This is a genomic window from Staphylococcus sp. FSL W8-1270 (assembly GCF_038007165.1).
GTDB classification, from domain to species: domain Bacteria; phylum Bacillota; class Bacilli; order Staphylococcales; family Staphylococcaceae; genus Staphylococcus; species Staphylococcus hominis.
This window is the reverse complement of the sequence record NZ_JBBOWQ010000001.1, coordinates 377,235-396,048: the sequence shown is the minus strand read 5'-3', so window position 1 is coordinate 396,048 and position 18,814 is coordinate 377,235. Positions and strand designations below refer to the sequence as shown.

Genomic DNA, 18,814 nt, shown 5'->3' with positions numbered 1-18,814 from the left:
GCCAATACATTAAAAATGCCTGAGACACATATGATGTCCCAGGCTTGTTTTATTATTTAATTGTCATAATACGCTTACCAGGATCTACTGAATCAACATCATCGAATGTTAATGTTTTATCATCTTGATTTGTAATAATCACTGGTGTGACAACACTTGGCGCATGTTCTTTTAAGTATGCTAAATTAATCTTCATTAATGGTTGACCTTGTGTAACAGGTTCATTGACATCAACTAAACTTTCGAAGCCTTCACCATTCAATTTCACTGTATCGATACCAATATGAATTAATACTTCAATTCCTGTATCAGATTCTAAACCGATGGCATGTTTCGTTGGGAAAATCGTTTTAACTGTACCATCAAATGGTGCTACAATTTCGCCTTTTTCAGGAACAAATCCAATACCGTCACCCATCATTTTTTCTGAGAATACTTTATCTGGTACTTCAGATAATGGGATGATATGACCCGTACCTGGTGCATAGATATCCGTTTCTTTTACCTCTTCCAACTGTACTGGCTCATCTGATGTATCTTCAGTCACAGTGGTTTCACTAGGTTTTGTGATGTCTCCATTCATAATGCGTGCCATATCATGTTTAATTTGATCTGATTTAGGACCAAAAATAGCTTGCATATTATTTCCTACTTCAAGCACCCCTGAAGCACCAAGAGCTTTTAGTCCTTCAACGTCTACTTTAGACTTATCATTGACTTCAACACGTAAACGTGTAATACAAGCATCTAAATGCTTGATATTTTCTTTACCGCCCATTGCATCTAACACATCAAAAGGTAATTTACTTGCAGATGTATTAGCTACAGAGGCTTGTTTATCTTCACGACCTGGCGTTTTAAAGTTGAATTTAACAATTAAGAATCTAAATACAACATAATAAATAACAGCGTAAACTAATCCTACTGGAATCACTAACCACCATGGTGTTTTATTTGGAAGAATACCTAATAAAACAAAATCTATGAATCCTCCAGAGAATGTATATCCTAGATGTAAATGTAGTAGATAAAGTGTTAAAAATGATAATCCATCAAGTACTGCATGAATAAAGAATAATAATGGTGCTACGAATAAGAATGAAAATTCTAACGGTTCAGTAATACCAGTTAAGAATGATGTTAAAGCTGCTGATAACATCAAACCTCCAACTACCTTTTTATTCTCAGGTTTAGCTGTTTGATAAATTGCTAATGCTGCTGCTGGTAATCCAAACATCATAACAGGAAATTCACCTTGCATGAATTTACCTGAAGTTAAATGAACACCTTCACGTATTTGCTCAATAAAAATACGTTGATCTCCTCGAATAATTTCTCCAGCTGCATTTTTCCAAGAACCAAATTCAAACCAGAATGGCGCATGGAAAATATGATGTAAACCAAATGGAATAAGTAATCGTTTAATAAATCCAAATAAGAATACTGCCAATCCAGTATTAGATTCTAACAAACCTGTACTAAATGCATTTAATCCATTTTGAATGAATGGCCAAATCCAAGCCATTGGGAAAGCTAAAATAAACGATGTCGTTGCCATCATAATCGGCACAAAACGTTTACCCGCAAAGAACCCTAAATACGATGGTAAGGAAATATTATAAAATTTGTTATAACACCAAGCTGCTAGAGCCCCTATAATAATCCCACCAAACACTCCAGTTTGAAGTGTAGGTATGCCTAAAACATTTGCGAATCCTTTAGATGGGTCTTCCAATTGTGCTGGCGTAACATTTAAGAATGCTCCCATTGTTTTATTCATAATAATAAATCCGACAAAAGCTGCAATGGCTGCTACACCATCTCCACCTGCTAGTCCTATTGCTACACCGAGTGCAAAAATGATAGGTAAGTTATCAAAAATAATACCACCAGCACCTGTCATCATGTTAGCAATATTTTGAATTACTCCATTTTTAATAAATGGAAGATAATGCTGTAATGCTTCACCTTGAAAAGCTGTTCCAATTGCTAGTAATAATCCAGCTGCAGGCAAAATTGCCACAGGTAACATCAATGCTTTACCAATACGTTGCAATTGTCCAAATAGCTTTTTAAACATTTTGATTCAATCCTTTCAATATATCTTTTTTACGCATTAAAAAAGCATGACCAAATAAGCCCATCATTTATGACAAAAATAATGATAGCTTATCTGCTCATGCCTAATCGAATAGTAACACGCAGTTCTTTTTTAACAATTTAATTATACCTATAATATAAAGCGTTTTCAATATCTTTTTTACTAATATTTTACATTTTTTTAATTTAAATATTCATAAAAAAACACTGACAAAAGCATTACTTTCGTCAGTGTTTCGAATCTATGTCTTATAAGAAACGTTTAGCAGCTACAGAGATTGGTGGTACTTTATCGAAGTCAAATTCTTTGTCTTCTGTGATAGATCTGTAAGCCCATTTACCATAACCATATGCTTCTTCGTTAACGATTTGACCTGGTAATGGCGCAGCGTTTGGATCAACATGTACATCAACAACAGTTGGTACATTTTCATTTAATGCTGCTTCAACAATTTCATCAATACGGTTAGGGTCTTTTAATACATAACCTTTACCACCAGCAGCTTCAGCGAATTTAGCATGATCCATATCAGAGAAGTCGATGGCATATTCTAATTCACCAGCAGCTTGTTGTTCATATTTGATGAATGATAATTGTTTGTTATTTAATACGAAAATTGTCATTGGTAAATCGTATTGAACAGCAGTTGCGAAGTCTTGCATTACCATTTGGAATGCACCGTCACCAGTAATTGCAATTGCTTGACGACCTGGGTAAGCAATATTAGAAGCAAGAGCACCTGGAAGACCGCAACCCATTGTACCTAACCATGCTGAGATAATAAATTTATTATTAACATTTAAGTCTAAGTAACGTGTACCCCAAACAGTTGAAGTACCAACATCGATTGAGTATACAGCGTCATCTTTACTGTAATCATTGATAGCTTTCATTAAACGTTCTGGACGAATTGGAGCACTTGTATTATTCATGTCTTTTTCCATCCATTTATCCCATACAGCTTTACGTTTTAACGTTTTGTCTAAGAATGAACGATGAGGTACTGGTTTGATTGCTTCAGTTAATTGATGGAATGCTAATTTAACGTCACCAACAATACCAACATTAATATCGAAACGTTCACCAATTACGTTTGGATTTGTGTCGATTTGAATCGCTTTAATATTTTTCTTAGGTAAGTAATTTGCATAAGGGAAGTTAGTACCAGCCATGATTAATAAATCAGCATCTTGAATAGTTTGGTAAGACGTTTTTGTACCAATTTTACCTAAGTTACCCACACTGTATGGATGTGAATCAGGTAAAACAGTTTTAGCTGGTAATGTATGAATTACAGGGATTTTAGCTGCTTCAATGAAGTCTTGTAATTCAGTTGAAGCATTTTTTGCACCTACCCCAACAAGCATAACTGGTTTTTTACTTTTGTTAATTAATTTAGCAGCTTTTTTAATGCTACGATAAGATGGTGTTGGTAACACTGGTCTAGACGTATCTACTGGACGATTTGTAGTGTCTTTAATTTTTTGAGTTAATAGATCATTTGGACAAATAATAACTGCTACACCATTTTTTTCATATGCAGTACGAATCGCTTCGTTTGTAATTTCAAATAAGTCATCACCTTTTTGAACTTGATGATGGAATACTGCTACGTCGTCAACCATTTTAGAAATGTTAGTTTCTTGGAAGAATTTTGTACCTAATAATGTACTATTCGTTTGACCTGTAATAATAAGTTGAGGTACACGGTCCATTTTAGCGTCATACATACCATTTAATAAGTGAACAACCCCAGGTCCACCAATACTTAAAGCTACACCGATTTTACCTGTTAACTTTGTATATGCTGCAGCTGATAAGCTTGCAACTTCTTCATGACGTACATGATAAAATTTGAAAGTATCTCTAACTGTTCTTAAATTATCTACTACTGCATCAACTGAGTCACCTGGAATACCCCATAAGTGATCAATATCCCAAGCTTGTAATGCTTTAACTAATGCTTCATTTGCTTTAATCTTCGCCATTGATTAAATAGCCCCTTTCCTAAATATACAATTTGTTTCTGTATTCCCTTTAGTAAAACAACTTAATCATAATTGGAATAAGAATTGAACTAATAACTGCTGTTAAAATCATTCCAATTGAGCTAAATGCGCCAGATTCGATGTCGTGTTCTAACGCTTTTGCAGTTCCAAAAGCATGTGATGCATTTCCATATGTTAAACCTCTCGCGATTGATGTTTTAAATTGACCAACCTTAAGTAGCATTGAACCCATCATACTACCTATCAATCCAGTAGTAATGATAAACAGTACTGTAATCGTATCTGTACCTCCAAGTTCTTGAGAGACTTCAATTCCTACAGCAGCTGTAATTGATCTAGGTAGTATAGTTACGATTGTTTCTTCTGAGTAACCTAATAACTTTAACGAACTAAACACTAACACAAAATTCAATATCACGCCAGCCATGACGCTTGAAAAAATGACCCCAATATTTTCTACAATCTTATCTTTATTTTTATAAAGTGGATAAGCAAGACATACAACAGTGGCATTTAATAGATGGTTAATCCATTGACCGCCAATCATGTAATCGTGATAGTTTTGACGTGTTAAAAGTAAAACAATAATTATTCCAAGTGAACCGATTAATGCTGGATTCAATAATGGGTTATTATATTTACGTTGTAATATTTGAGCAAGTTTATACATTACAACAGTTAATAATATCATTAAAACGCCTTTTAATATATCCATTTTTAATGATTTCCTTTCTTAGTATGAGGTTTTTTCTTAGACATTGTTTCAGCAATAAATCCAGAAACAAGTGCCACACAGCTTGTACCAATAATAATCAAGAGGAAGAAAATAATATAACTTGTAGTGATATTAGAAACAATATCCATAATTCCTACAACTGAAGGAATAAAGAAGAAGACCATTGTGGTTAATAAGAAGTCGGCTCCTTTAGAAACCCATTCAACGCGAATAATTTGAAAATGTAATAAAATATAAAATAATATCATACCGATAATACTTCCTGCTAATGGTATATGTAGCCATTTTTGTAGCAGTGAACCTATAATACTAATCACTACCACCAATACGATTTGAAGAATAATCTCTATAATATTTAATGCTTTTTTCAAAACGACTGACCTCCATAAATTTGTCGAATTTGTTACAGCGATTTTTTAGTCTATATTCAAAATTGTAATCTATATTGACAGATTATAAAAATATTGATTTTATATATAACTTATAGTTATTTTCTATGGAACCGTTTTAAAAATAAAAAATAGTGAGAGAACCTACGTTAAGGTTTTTCACTATTTATAAAAATGAACCGTTTACTTGTTTTCCAATCTCTCAGTCATAAATTTTATCCATTTAGACGTTGCATAACTTAAAAGTTTATCTTTTTTCCAAATTGCTCCAAGTTCCCAGCTCATACCTGAGTCTTCAATTTTTATACTTTTAATCTCATCTTTTAACATCTTGGCAATATGTTCTGGTAAAATACTAACGCCTAATCGTGCTATTACTAAATATTCAATGAAATTCCATTGTGATACATTGGACACTGTATTTGGGATAAAACCAGCATTTTTTGCAGCAGCTATAATTTTATCATTAAGATAAAAGTCCTCATTGAATAATATAAAATCTTCATTTTTCAAGTCAGCCATAGTAACAGATGAACGCTTAGCTAACTGATGTTCTTCACTCACTATAAGTCTTAAATCTTCACTATATAAAGACACATAATCAAATGTGTTCTCATCTATAGGAATGGTCGTAATGCCAATGTCTATTTGATCGTTAACCAAACGATTTTCAATCGATTTACCCCCACTTTCATTAAGACTATAGGTAACGTTTGGATATAATTTATGAAACTCCGCTAAAATATTAATAAATTGTTGCATATCCATCACTGCTGACATTCCAATATTAATATGGCCTGTTTCTAAACCAAGCAAGCCATTAATTTCATTTGGAATATTATCATATAATGCTAAAATCTCTTCACATTTTTTATAAAACACTTTTCCTGCATCTGTAAGAACTAAATAACGCTTTTGTCGATCGAATAAAGGCATGTCTAATTCATTTTCAATATCTTTTATTGCTTTACTTATAGTTGGTTGAGCAATATATAAAGATTTAGAAGCATTCGTCATACCACCTTGATTCACAACTTCCATAAAATATTTCATATGCTTGATATCCAATTGCTCACCTTCTTAAAAAATTCTTTTTTTATTATACATTATTTTTGTAAGAAAAATGTAAATTCATTAGATTTTGAATTCATTCGATAACTTACTCAAATATGTATACTTTATGGAAAAATAATATTTATAAATAAATTATTTTTCATATAAACAAAACTATATTTTCAAATTACAAAAAATGTTATAATCAAAATCGGCTCAAACAAATATGAGGTGATGAATTGAGCTTTTACGAATTTATGCAAAATTTTATAGGCGATGACACACCATTAGGTGAATTGGTAAATTGGATTAATCAAGATAACACTTTTCCTAAAGACGTGAAGAGCCAAAACGAAATATTGCTATATTTTCGAACAAATCCGTGTCTTGAAAACATACCAGTGACTAGTGTTAAAAGAGCATTAGCTGTTTTTAACCAATTCACAGATGTATGATTTCAACAAAATGTAGTTATACATTACATGGAAGTATCATCTCACTAAGGCGCCCTTGTGGCGTCTTTTTTATGCACAAATTTAGCTACAATATATTACGTATATTTCAGAAGTATTACAGTTATTTGTATAATTCATTTCTTATATTGTATTACAACTTTTTAAATAATATTATTATTTTAGATTTTAAATTATTTAATTTTTGAGGAGAACTTAATGAAAATTAAAACATTCATTTTACGTCTAATATTAGCTACGACAATTATTTTTACTGGCACTTATACATATCAAAATGTTGAACATACACATACTTCTAAAGCAGCTGGTTATAACTATTATAATAAATATCAATGTACTTGGTGGGCATATAAACGCCGTGTTCAATTAGGTAAACCTGTTTCAAATCAATGGGGCAATGCAAAAAACTGGTACTATAGAGCTCAACGTGCTGGTTATAGAACAGGACATAAGCCTAAACGCTATGCTATTATGCAATCAACTGCAGGATATTACGGTCATGTTGCCATCGTTGAACGTGTTTACAGTAATGGAAAGATTCTTGTTTCAGAATATAATTATAACCGTCCACTAGCATACAGTACGCGTTATATTAGTGCATCTGCTGCGCGTAATTACAATTACATTTATTAATTGACACAACATAATAAGCCATGAAAGTTTAGTGATGGAATCTCTTCCATTTCTAAATTCTCATGGCTTATTTTTAAGATTGGCGTATTGATTTTAAAATGCGTTCAGCCGCTTCAGTATTCGCTTTAGGTTCTTGTTTGAGTTGCTCAGCAACTTTTGAAATTTCTTCACCTTTAGCGCCTACAACAATCGCTAATGATTTATATTGCAAACTCATATGTCCTTTTTGAATACCTTCTGAAACAAGGGCTCTACAAGCTGAAAAGTTCTGTGCTAAACCTACTGCAGCTACTACATGTCCTAATTCTCTAGCAGACTCAACGTTGAGTAAGTCTAAAGACGCTTTCGCAACTGGTAATACTTTCGTTCCTCCGCCAACAATGGCTAAAGTCATCGGTACTTCAATTGTGCCCACAAGACGTCCTCGGGCTTCATCATATTTCCACGTAGCAATACCTCTATACTGACCATCGCGTGCAGCATAAGCATGCGCACTTGCTTCAGCACCTCGTGTATCATTACCTGTAGCTAGAACAACGGCATGAATTCCATTCATGACTCCTTTGTTATGTGTTGCTGCCCGATGAATATCGACTTGTGCAAGCACTGACGCACGTTCCATTCTCTTAGCTACTTCTTCACCAGAATAATCGCCGCGATTTAAATCATTGATATCAATCTCACCTTCTACCCTTACAACAGAAGACGTTGCATGATTAGATAAGATACTTATTAATATCTCTTGATCTGTTAACTCATTTTTTAGATAGGCTGTCACTGCTTCTAAAATGGTATTAAGCATATTTGCACCCATCGCATCTTTAGTATCAACAAATACTTTAAGAGACAATAACTGTTCATTAGGAAATGCATCTATGTCAATACCACGATAACCACCTCCACGATGGATGATAGAAGGATAGGCTTCATCTGCAATACGTTTAATTTGGTTTTCTTGTTTTTGAATACGTTGTGTTAAGTCTTCTGTATCTTTAACATCATCAAATACGATTTGTCCGATCATCAAGCGTTCACTTTTTATCGTTTTAAATCCTCCAGTTTGGTTAACAAGTTTCGATCCATAACTCGCAGCAGCAACAACTGATGGCTCTTCAACCATCATAGGTACCACATATTCTTTCTCATCTACAATAATTTTAGGTAATAATCCAACTGGTAATGTGCCTTGGCCAATGACATTTTCGATGAGACTGTTTGCCACTTCCTCATCAATAACTGGATTGCTTAATAATGTTTGATAATTCGTTTTATCTAACCACCCGTAGTCTACTAATTGTTTTAATTTATCTTCTCTTGATAAATGACGAAAGTTTTTATCTAAACTTTTCATATTAATGTACTCCCTTTTCAATCATTAAAGCAATACCTAGTCCTCCGCCAATACAAGCTGTTGCGATACCTGTATGTTGATGTTCTTGTTCTAAAGCATTCACAAGTGTTGTAACAAGACGTGCACCACTTGCACCAATAGGATGTCCTAGCGCAATGGCACCACCATAAATATTTAAAATGTTATCAGGTATTTTTAAATGATCCTTAACAGGTATACTTTGAGCTGCAAATGCTTCAGTCATTTCTATAATATCAATATCATTAATGTGTTGATGTGTTTTTTCTAATAATTTTTCTACTGCATAAAAAGGTGCATACCCCATGTATTGTGGATCGCAACCTACTTCAGCGTAATCGCCTACTATGCCAAGAATTTCAAATCCATGTTCTTTTGCAAATGTTGCTTCCATTAAAATAAGGGCAGATGATCCATCATTAATACTTGAAGCATTACCACCAGTGACTGTTCCATTCTCTTTAAATATTGTTTTCAAAGTAGATAATTTTTCGACACTACTATTTGGTCTTATACCTTCATCAGAAGTCATCTCATTACCTTCAGCGTCTGTCATTTTTATAATTTCATTATCAAATTTACCTTCTTCAACTGCCTTTGCAGCTTTAGCATGAGAATGGTTAGCAAACTCGTCTTGCATTTCACGTGTTACATGATATTTTTCGGCTATATTTTCTGCTGTGACACCCATTGGAACATAATGGAAAGCATCCGTTAATCCATCATGCATAAAACTTTCTACAGGATCTTCTCCGTCTTTTAAAATAAGTTTAGGTGCATTAGTCATACTTTCAACACCACCAACAGCAACGACTTTAGCTTCCCCTAACTGAATAAGTTGCTTCCCTAAAATAATTGCTTTCAGTCCTGAACCACATACTTCATTAATCGTCATCGCTGGAGTTGTATCAGGAATACCTGATTTAATAGCAATTTGTCGTGCAGAATTTTGTCCTATACCACTTTGTAAGACATTTCCGAAAATAACTTGTTCAATAAGAGCTGGATCGATATCAATTGATTCAATAGCTCCTTTTAAAGCTGTTGTACCTAGTTCAACAGCTGAATAATTTCTCAATTTCCCTTTATATCTGCCAATTGGCGTTCTTTTAGCACTTACAATAGCGATTTGTTTCATTCTTTATCTCCTTGCCTGTAGTATATATATAATTGTATTTTAGTAATTTATTTTGGTAAAATACAGAGTATTGTATTGTTAAAATTAGACTATTCGAAAGGATGACATGCCTGTGAATATAGGTATCGATAAAATCAATTTTTATGTCCCTAAATACTATGTAGACATGGCGAAGCTTGCAGAAGCTCGTCAAGTTGATCCAAACAAATTTTTAATTGGGATTGGACAAACACAAATGGCAGTAAGTCCAGTATCTCAAGATATTGTATCAATGGGAGCCAATGCTGCTAAAGATATTATAACAGAAGATGATAAAAAACATATTGGAATGGTTATCGTTGCTACTGAATCTGCTATCGACAACGCTAAAGCTGCAGCAGTTCAAATTCATCATTTATTAAATATCCAACCTTTTGCACGTTGTTTTGAAATGAAAGAAGCTTGCTATGCAGCTACACCTGCAATTCAACTTGCTAAAGATTATCTTGCAAACCGTCCTAACGAAAAAGTATTGGTCATTGCAAGTGATACAGCACGTTATGGTATCGAGTCAGGCGGTGAACCTACACAAGGTGCTGGTGCAGTGGCAATGTTAATTTCACATCAGCCTCGTATTTTACAATTAAACGATGATGCTGTTGCTTATACAGCAGATGTGTATGATTTCTGGAGACCGACTGGCCATAAATATCCACTTGTTGCAGGCGCGTTATCAAAAGACGCATATATTGAATCATTCCAAGAAAGTTGGAAAGAGTATGCACGTCGTGAAGATAAATCATTATCCGATTTTGAATCATTATGTTTCCACGTGCCTTTTACTAAAATGGGCAAAAAAGCATTAGATTCTATCATTAATGATACTGATGAAACGACTCAATCTCGATTAACGTCTGGTTATGAAGATGCTGTATACTATAATCGCTATGTAGGTAATATATATACTGGATCACTTTATTTAAGCTTAATTTCATTACTTGAAAACAGAACTTTAACTCCTGGGCAAACAATTGGATTTTTTAGTTATGGTTCTGGGTCTGTGGGAGAATTCTTTAGCGCCACAGTAGTGGAAGGTTTTGAACAACACTTAGATAAAAAAGCACATCAAGCTTTATTAAATGAACGTCAAGAAGTATCTGTAAAAGAATACGAATCATTCTTCAGACGTTTTGATGATTTATCTTTCGATCATGAGATTGAAAACGTAGAAAACGATAAAAATATCTTTTATTTAGAAAACATTGAAGATGATATTAGATATTATCATTCTCCTGAATAATGTATATCACTCAGATATTAAAAAAGATGGGACGACGAACTCAAAATGAATTCGTCATCCCATCTCCCCAACACATTATAAACGCCTAAGACAACGAATTATGTCTTAGGCGCCTTTTATTTATGGTTTAGTTGTGTATAATGGTCGATATAATTGACTCATATTCACATTTTCAATTTCTAACAATTTAATTTTATTATCAATTGTTCCACCATATCCTGTTAAACTACCATCTTTTCCTACAACGCGATGACAAGGAATGATGATAGAAATTGGATTTTTTCCTACCGCTCCACCTACAGCTTGTGCAGACATTTTTGGTTTGTTTAATAATTGACCGATATGTTTGGCAATCGTTCCGTAAGTAGTAAGCTCTCCATATGGAATCGTATTAAGATAAGCCCATACTTCTTGTTGAAAAGGTGTACCATGAGGTTGTAAAGGAAAATCAATCTCTGGATTATTTCCTAAGAAATAGTCATCAAGCCATCGTTTTACTTTTTTAAAAATATATAATTCATGATTTGTAGGAAAACGTAAATGTGTGTATTGATATAAATATTCTAATTGCGTCACTACTTCTCCGTCTGTAATGATTTCTAAATTACCTACTGGAGATTGATAAAGCATTGAATAAGACATATAGCTTCCTCCTTACTCTATTGTATTGTAATAAAAAATAAGAAGCGAGACTGAATTCATTTGAATTCCTCTTCTCGCTCCCATTAATCCATTCTGACACATTTATTAATAACTTTTTAATACTAAGTTTATTTTAATAACACAATAATTCTTAATTGAAGTTATATAATTCATAACCTTTATCTTTAGCATATTCTAATGCTAAAATTTCTAATATATTGATAAACGCTGGCTCATCTTTCACATTTACATATTGGAATTTTAATCCATAATCTTCAGCTGTGATTGATTTAATATCGTCTTCGCTTACACCTTTTTGTTGAGCTAAGCCTTTTTTAAATTTTGTTGTGCCTACACCAGATTTTAAGTTATATTGTCCCATTTTATTAAATAAGTCTTTCGTAATAGGTTGATAACCTGTTGAATATCCTCCAGTTTGACCTACAAATATTGGTGTTTTTTTATCAAAAATAACATATACACCAAATTTATCTTGAACTTTTTCACGATCTTGTTTACTAAATGATAAAGCATTATTTTTGTCATACTTAAATAATTTTTTAAGTTGCTTTTTATTATCTTCTTTAATTTGATCTAATCTTTTACTACCTTTCATATTATACCATCCTCCAGTATAGAGTATTTTTATCTTTTATCGAATTAACATTGAATCATTCTATAAAGAATACTATTTTTCTATAATTTTTTAATTTTTATTTATAATTCTAATTAATTTCTTTAAATTTTGTATACCCTATTCATCCTAGTTAAAACTTTTCTATATTGTAAATTATTTAATGCTAAACATAAAAAATCATTTCTTTTATTAAATTATAATTTATTAGTTATTCTCTATTTATTTATAGATATTTCTATTCTATAATCATATATTATGTATCTCTATATAAATATTTTATAGTTTACATGTTAGGGGAGAAAGACATGAATGATAAAGATTTAAGAGTGATAAAGACTAAGAAAGCGTTAACGAGTAGTTTATATGCTTTACTAGAAATAGAACCCTTCTCTTCTATTACAGTTCATAAAATTTGTGAAAATGCTGGTATTCATCGTACTACATTTTATAAACACTTTTATGATAAATATGAACTACTCGTCTATTTACTTGAAGTCATTGGAAAAAATTACTTTGCAATTGATATTAAGGAACGTATTAATCGTCCGTTTCAAGTTTTGTCTAATTCATTAAATCGTGAAACATTGTCTAGAATCGAATACATGCAAGAAGAAGATAATGAATACAACAAAGTTAGAAATCAGTTTCTTATAGATATTATCAAAAATGATTTTTATGAAAATATGGATCGGATAGCACTTGAAGAAACCATTCCTAAAAGCTTAGTTTTCTATGTTTTTGGTTCAATTATAGATGGTTTTTTAGAGTGGCAAAAAAATGAGGAGACAACACTTACACCTAAAGAAATGGATGAAATTTTTCATAAATTAGTTAATATTAAAACGATTAATTAATGATCAAACAATCGTTATATCGTTTTAGTAAATAAAACCCGTCGAATTAATTCAACGGGTTTTATTTATTATTAATTATTGTTTTTTATATGATTTAATTTTAATTCATTTAACTCGCTAGATGCATTAATATCACAACTACAATCTGTATCACAACCACCACATTTTCCTTGAGTAGAGCGATTAAAGAATTTATATAATGTATACGCAGCGTAACCAAAAATAGCAACAAAAATGATTACGTTTATTAATAAAGTCATTGTCATCATCCTTATATAAATAGTTTTGTTATTTGATAAAATGCAAATGTTAATATATACGCTGTAAAAATTGGATAAATTAATGCTGTAAGTGTCCATTTCCATGATGTTGTTTCTTTACGAATTGTTGCAACAGTTGAAATACATGGCACATATAATAATATAAAAATCATAAAGGCATAGGCAGATAAAGGTGTGAACTGTTGTTGAATGACATTCACTAAACCACCTTCACTAGAAGAATACAGGATAGCCATAGAACTTACAATGACTTCTTTGGCTAAGAATCCTGGAATTAACGTAGCGCCTGCTTGCCAACTACCAAATCCTAATGGAGCAATTAGATGTCCAAAGAATTCTCCAATACTATGCATGAAGCTTTCATCAATCTGTACATTCACCCCATGAGGACCGATGTAACTCAATGCCCAAATGACTACAGAACCACCAAAAATAAATGTACCTGCTTTTTTAACAAATCCTTTTGCTTTTTCCCAAGTACTTCTCCATAACGTTTTAACTGATGGCACTCTATATGTAGGTAGTTCTACAATAAATACGGAATTCTCACTTTTAAGAATAAACTTGTTAAGTAATGTACTTACAATTAATGCCACTACAATTCCTAATACATATAAACTTAGCACTACAAGAGATTGATACTTTTCAAAAAATACTCCTACAAAAATAGCATATACTGGCAATCGCGCCGAACATGACATGAAAGGTGCAATTAAAATAGTGATGAGTCTTTCTTTTTCATTTTCAATACTCCGTGTTGCCATAATACTAGGTACATTACAACCAAATCCAATAATCATTGGAATAAATGATTTACCACTTAATCCTATTGATTCCATTGTTCTATCCATTAAAACTGCAATTCGTGCCATATATCCTGAATCTTCTAAAAGTGAAATAAAGAAGAATAATACAATAATTTGTGGCACAAATACTAAGACTGAACCTACTCCAGCTACAATACCATCTGTAATCAAATTCTGTAGAAATGGCGCAACATGTATATAATGCATGCCTGCCTTTAACCAGTCTGTGAGCGGTCCGCTAAAGAAAGCATCGAGCTGATCTGATAATGGTGTTCCTATCCAAGTAAAGGTCGTTTGAAAAATCAGCCACATAATGACTAGAAATATTGGAATACCTAAGTATCTATTCATTATTATTTTATCGAGTTTTTCAGTTAAAAATTGCTGTTCTTCATTCGGATATTCAACGACACCATCTAATAGACGATCAATGTATTGATTTCGAATTATTTCAATATGTTGTCGTATTGATATATCTAAGTGTTGACTTAACTTCTCTTTAATAGGTTCAATTTGTTCGGAAATGACTGAAGGTAGTTCTCGCTCGATTTCCGGATTGTCTAATAAATACTGAATTGCTATAAAGCGTAAACGTTTTGAAGGATATTCTGTATGTGCTTGAATGATAGAAGTCATTTGCTTAATCGCATCTTCAGTTTCTTTACCATAACTGATTTTGAAGTTACGTTTTTCTTTTGGATTTAAAAAAGACAATTCATTTAGCAATTCCTCCGTACCTTTTCCTTTACGAGCAACAATGGGAAATACAGGTACTTTCAGTTTTCTCATTAGACCTTCATATTTAATTTTAATACCTCTTTGCGTTGCCACATCTACCATATTTAATCCAATGATAATAGGTTCATTTAATTCCATTAATTGTATTGTAAGTTGAAGGTTTCTCTTTAATTGACTGGCATCAATAATGTTAATCATACCTGTAAATGTATTTGTCATCAGATAGTCTGTGACGATTGTTTCATCTTTAGAAATAGGTGATAAATCATAAATACCCGGTAAATCGATTAAATTGCCAATATCTTTCTTTAATTGTCCAACTTTCTTTTCAACTGTAACGCCACTCCAGTTTCCAATGTATTCATACGAACCGGTTAGTGCATTAAACAATGATGTCTTTCCTACATTTGGATTACCTAATATACAGAAGCTTTCGTGCATAGGCTTACTCCTCTAACATAATTAAACGTGCATCACGTTGACGAATGCTTACACATTGGCCATTAATTTCAACAACACTTGGTCCATTTAACAAGCACTTTTGTTTAATACTGATTTTACTACCTACATTTAAGCCAAAGGCACCTAAACGATATAGCATATTTTTATTTTGAATATCAATTTGTTTAACTACATACTTTTTATCTTTTGATGCAGTGCTTACATTTATCATTCCAGTCACACTTTCTATTTGTAATTAATAATCATTCTCAACACTTAAATGATAACCTTTTTCACTTACTTTTACAATCATTTATTTATTCATTTTTCATAAATTTTATATACGATTCATACATTGTTTAGCGTATTTATTTTCTTATTTAGACTATAAAAAAAGTTATGGAAAATCGAACGAATTCGACTTTCCACAGCACCTACCACTTAGTTATGTTAGAACATCTCTGATACGACTTTTTGTTCTAAGAAGTTTAATAAATAGTCAGGACTGCCTGTTTTAGCGTCTGTACCTGACATTTTGAAACCACCAAATGGGTGGTAACCTACAACAGCTGCAGTACATCCACGATTTAGATATAAGTTACCTACATCAAATTCATTTACAGCTTGAATCCAATGTTCACGATTGTTTGTGATGACCGCTCCTGTTAAGCCATAATCTGTATCATTTGCAATATCAATGGCTTCATTAAAGTTATCGAATTTGGTGAAGCCAACTACAGGGCCAAAGATTTCTTCTTGCATCACTTGATCAGAAGATGTTAATCCTGAAATGATTGTTGGATGGATAAAGTAACCTGTTGAATCATCCACTTCTCCACCAATTTCAATTTTTCCTTCTTTACTACCAATTTCAATATATTTTTTAATTTTATCGAATTGTTTTTTATTAATAACAGGACCCATAAATGTATTATTGACAGTATTACCTATTGTTAAATCTTTTGTTAACTCAATTGCTTTTTCTAAGACTTCATCATAAACAGCGCTATGCACAATGGCACGTGAACATGCTGAACACTTTTGACCGGAGAATCCGAACGCTGACGTTACAATAGAGTGTGCAGCTAAGTCTGTATCTACACCTTCATCTACTACAATCGCGTCTTTACCACCCATTTCAGCAATCACACGTTTTAAGAAAGTTTGACCTTCTTGCACAACTGCACTACGCTCGTAAATGCGTGTTCCTGTTGCACGAGACCCTGTGAATGTCACAAAATGTGTATGCACAGAATCAACTAAGTAGTCACCAATGTCTTTAGGATCACCAGGCACAAAGTTTACCACACCTTTAGGTAAGCCTGCTTCTTCTAAAATTTCAATCAGTTTATATGCAGTAAGCACTGTGTCTTCAGCAGGTTTCAATAACACTGTATTACCTGCAACCACTGGTGCTAATGTTGTACCTGCCATAATTGCAAATGGGAAGTTCCAGGGTGGAATGGTTACACCTGTACCAATCGGTTTATAGAAATATTGATTGTGTTCACCTTCACGATCTAAGACCGGTTTACCATCTGCAAGTTCCATCATTGAACGAGCATAATATTCTATAAAGTCAATACCTTCAGCCGCATCTCCAACTGCTTCATCCCAAGGTTTACCCGCTTCATACACCATGACTGCTGCAATTTCTTCTTTACGACGACGAATTATTGCTGCGACACGAAGCATTAATTCAGCACGATCTTTGTGTGACCATTTACGCCATGCGTCATAAGCTTTGTTTGAAGATTCAAATGCGTTATCTACATCGTCTTTTGTCGCTTTTGACACTTTAGCTACTAATTCAGATGTATTCGCTGGATTAATTGAATCGAATGTATCATCTTTAATGATATGTTCACCATCAATGACAATAGGAAGCGTTTTACCTAAACTATGTTTTACTTTTTCTAACGTTTTTTGAAATCTTTCAACATTTTCTTGTACAGAAAAATCAATACCAGGTTCATTTTTGAAAGGTACTACCATACTTCATTACCCCCTATATGTTTTTAAGTATTTAAATTCATTCTCTAACCCTTTGTTTCTTAATCATGATATTTTCTATCATTAACTTCATTTTACTATGCTTACTCCTTCATTTGCAACCGCTTACAAAATTGTTTGTTTGACCTTTTATTCAAATACTAATGTAGCCCTATCAATACACTTTATTATATAAATAATTTATAATTTAAATAAAATAAAGTATAATAATCACAACACAATCAACCGACATCTAGAAAAGGAAGTATATATATGAAAGCACTTATCACTGGTGGAGCAGGCTTTATTGGCTCCCATGTAGCAGAATATTTTATGAAACATGACACAGAAGTACATGTTATTGACAATTTAAGTTCCGGTTTTTTAAAGAATATACCTTTTGTGAACAATGAACATATTTATATTAAAGACATCACCGATTTTGAATTTGTAACACAGTTAATACAAAAAGAACAATTTGATTTTGTCATTCATTTAGCTGCTATGGTGAGTGTAGTAGAAACTATCGAAAAGCCAGAATTATCCAATCGTATTAATATAGATGCTACTGTCAATATATTAGAAGCTATTCGAACATATAATCCAAATATTAAAAAAGTCATATTTGCTTCTTCTGCAGCTATTTATGGTCATCTACCCGATTTACCTAAATCCGTAGAACAATCTAAACCATTTCCATTATCTCCATATGCTATTCAAAAGTACGCTGGAGAACAATATGCTAAGATTTATAATCATTTATATCAAATTCCTTGTACTTGTCTAAGATTCTTTAATATTTACGGTCCTAGACAAAATCCAACATCTGATTATTCAGGAGTCATTTCTATTATGAATACTAAGTTTTTAAATCATTCAACCTTTACATTTTATGGAGATGGTGAACAAACACGTGATTTTGTTTATATCGATGATTTAATCAATGCTCTATCAATTGTTCTTAATACTACTCTAACGGATGGTTTTATCTATAATGTAGGCACAGGAACACAAACAAATTTGAAAGCTGTTTTTCAATCGTTTGAACATGGCTTTGATTATCATATACCTTATCAATTTGAAGATCCCCGTCTTGGAGATATTAAACATTCTTGTGCTGACATTACCCCACTCAAAGCATTAGGTTACAAACCTAAATATAGTATCGAAGAAGGTATTACAGCTTATTTGACTTATAATAAACATAACAACATCACTATTTAATAGAAAAACGGTTAGCTTT

General features: G+C 32.5%; 18 protein-coding genes. 5 read left to right on the top strand and 13 right to left on the bottom strand.

Features of this window, described 5'->3' with window-relative positions; genetic code table 11:
- Window positions 1–52 precede the first annotated feature (52 nt).
- The 5 genes from ptsG to cidR all read right to left on the bottom strand — a co-directional run bounded on the left by ptsG (window position 53) and on the right by cidR (window position 6,303).
- Complete coding sequence (gene ptsG / locus NSU06_RS01820) at window positions 53–2,080, bottom strand: glucose-specific PTS transporter subunit IIBC (protein WP_017175068.1); 2,028 nt, start codon at window positions 2,078–2,080, stop codon at window positions 53–55.
- A 269-nt stretch (window positions 2,081–2,349) separates the two neighbouring features.
- The gene (locus tag NSU06_RS01815) at window positions 2,350–4,089 is read right to left on the bottom strand and encodes a pyruvate oxidase (RefSeq protein WP_048762249.1); all 1,740 of its coding nucleotides are present in this window, start codon (window positions 4,087–4,089) and stop codon (window positions 2,350–2,352) included.
- A 49-nt stretch (window positions 4,090–4,138) separates the two neighbouring features.
- Window positions 4,139–4,825, bottom strand: coding sequence for an LrgB family protein (locus NSU06_RS01810; RefSeq protein ID WP_002449420.1), 687 nt, complete (start codon window positions 4,823–4,825; stop codon window positions 4,139–4,141).
- 2 nt (window positions 4,826–4,827) lie between these two features.
- On the bottom strand, window positions 4,828–5,217 hold the full coding sequence (locus NSU06_RS01805; RefSeq protein ID WP_048762250.1) for a CidA/LrgA family protein: 390 nt from the start codon (window positions 5,215–5,217) through the stop codon (window positions 4,828–4,830).
- A 201-nt stretch (window positions 5,218–5,418) separates the two neighbouring features.
- The gene (gene cidR, locus NSU06_RS01800; protein ID WP_017175071.1) at window positions 5,419–6,303 is read right to left on the bottom strand and encodes a cidABC operon transcriptional activator CidR; all 885 of its coding nucleotides are present in this window, start codon (window positions 6,301–6,303) and stop codon (window positions 5,419–5,421) included.
- A gap of 224 nt (window positions 6,304–6,527) precedes the next feature.
- Between cidR and NSU06_RS01795 the strand changes: the two genes are divergently transcribed.
- On the top strand, window positions 6,528–6,743 hold the full coding sequence (locus NSU06_RS01795) for a sterile alpha motif-like domain-containing protein (protein WP_002454831.1): 216 nt from the start codon (window positions 6,528–6,530) through the stop codon (window positions 6,741–6,743).
- 216 nt (window positions 6,744–6,959) lie between these two features.
- On the top strand, window positions 6,960–7,394 hold the full coding sequence (locus NSU06_RS01790) for a CHAP domain-containing protein (RefSeq protein WP_048762252.1): 435 nt from the start codon (window positions 6,960–6,962) through the stop codon (window positions 7,392–7,394).
- Between the two features lie 73 nt (window positions 7,395–7,467).
- Here NSU06_RS01790 and NSU06_RS01785 read toward each other — a convergent pair whose 3' ends face one another.
- On the bottom strand, window positions 7,468–8,745 hold the full coding sequence (locus tag NSU06_RS01785) for a hydroxymethylglutaryl-CoA reductase, degradative (RefSeq protein WP_049379274.1): 1,278 nt from the start codon (window positions 8,743–8,745) through the stop codon (window positions 7,468–7,470).
- 1 nt (window position 8,746) lies between these two features.
- Window positions 8,747–9,901 carry a thiolase family protein gene (locus NSU06_RS01780; RefSeq protein WP_019835142.1) on the bottom strand — a complete coding sequence of 385 codons (1,155 nt, stop codon included), beginning with the start codon at window positions 9,899–9,901 and terminating at the stop codon, window positions 8,747–8,749.
- 112 nt (window positions 9,902–10,013) lie between these two features.
- On the opposite strand from NSU06_RS01780, the gene NSU06_RS01775 reads away from it, so the two are divergent.
- Window positions 10,014–11,180 carry a hydroxymethylglutaryl-CoA synthase gene (locus tag NSU06_RS01775; protein ID WP_048762255.1) on the top strand — a complete coding sequence of 389 codons (1,167 nt, stop codon included), beginning with the start codon at window positions 10,014–10,016 and terminating at the stop codon, window positions 11,178–11,180.
- Between the two features lie 120 nt (window positions 11,181–11,300).
- Here the strand turns inward: NSU06_RS01775 and NSU06_RS01770 are convergent, their stop codons facing one another.
- Both NSU06_RS01770 and NSU06_RS01765 read right to left on the bottom strand, forming a co-directional pair.
- Window positions 11,301–11,822 (bottom strand): methylated-DNA--[protein]-cysteine S-methyltransferase, encoded by a 522-nt coding sequence (locus NSU06_RS01770; RefSeq protein WP_017175076.1) that lies wholly within the window; start codon window positions 11,820–11,822, stop codon window positions 11,301–11,303.
- 151 nt (window positions 11,823–11,973) lie between these two features.
- Entirely contained in the window at window positions 11,974–12,438 is a 465-nt protein-coding gene (locus NSU06_RS01765) for a hypothetical protein (RefSeq protein ID WP_017175077.1), read from the bottom strand.
- A gap of 326 nt (window positions 12,439–12,764) precedes the next feature.
- Between NSU06_RS01765 and NSU06_RS01760 the strand changes: the two genes are divergently transcribed.
- Complete coding sequence (locus NSU06_RS01760; RefSeq protein WP_017175078.1) at window positions 12,765–13,313, top strand: TetR/AcrR family transcriptional regulator; 549 nt, start codon at window positions 12,765–12,767, stop codon at window positions 13,311–13,313.
- Window positions 13,314–13,384: 71 nt separating this feature from the next.
- On the opposite strand, the gene NSU06_RS01755 is transcribed toward NSU06_RS01760, so the two are convergent.
- From NSU06_RS01755 to pruA, 4 genes are all read right to left on the bottom strand, one after another.
- Window positions 13,385–13,573 (bottom strand): FeoB-associated Cys-rich membrane protein, encoded by a 189-nt coding sequence (locus NSU06_RS01755; RefSeq protein WP_017175079.1) that lies wholly within the window; start codon window positions 13,571–13,573, stop codon window positions 13,385–13,387.
- 11 nt (window positions 13,574–13,584) lie between these two features.
- A complete protein-coding gene (gene feoB, locus NSU06_RS01750) occupies window positions 13,585–15,579 on the bottom strand; it encodes a ferrous iron transport protein B (RefSeq protein WP_017175080.1) in 1,995 nt (664 codons plus the stop codon).
- 4 nt (window positions 15,580–15,583) lie between these two features.
- Window positions 15,584–15,811: a FeoA family protein gene (locus NSU06_RS01745; protein ID WP_002449375.1), complete on the bottom strand. Its 228-nt coding sequence runs from the start codon at window positions 15,809–15,811 to the stop codon at window positions 15,584–15,586.
- A gap of 218 nt (window positions 15,812–16,029) precedes the next feature.
- Window positions 16,030–17,574, bottom strand: coding sequence for an L-glutamate gamma-semialdehyde dehydrogenase (gene pruA / locus NSU06_RS01740; protein WP_017175081.1), 1,545 nt, complete (start codon window positions 17,572–17,574; stop codon window positions 16,030–16,032).
- Between the two features lie 270 nt (window positions 17,575–17,844).
- On the opposite strand from pruA, the gene NSU06_RS01735 reads away from it, so the two are divergent.
- Window positions 17,845–18,795 carry an NAD-dependent epimerase/dehydratase family protein gene (locus NSU06_RS01735; RefSeq protein WP_079335306.1) on the top strand — a complete coding sequence of 317 codons (951 nt, stop codon included), beginning with the start codon at window positions 17,845–17,847 and terminating at the stop codon, window positions 18,793–18,795.
- Window positions 18,796–18,814: the final 19 nt, after the last annotated feature.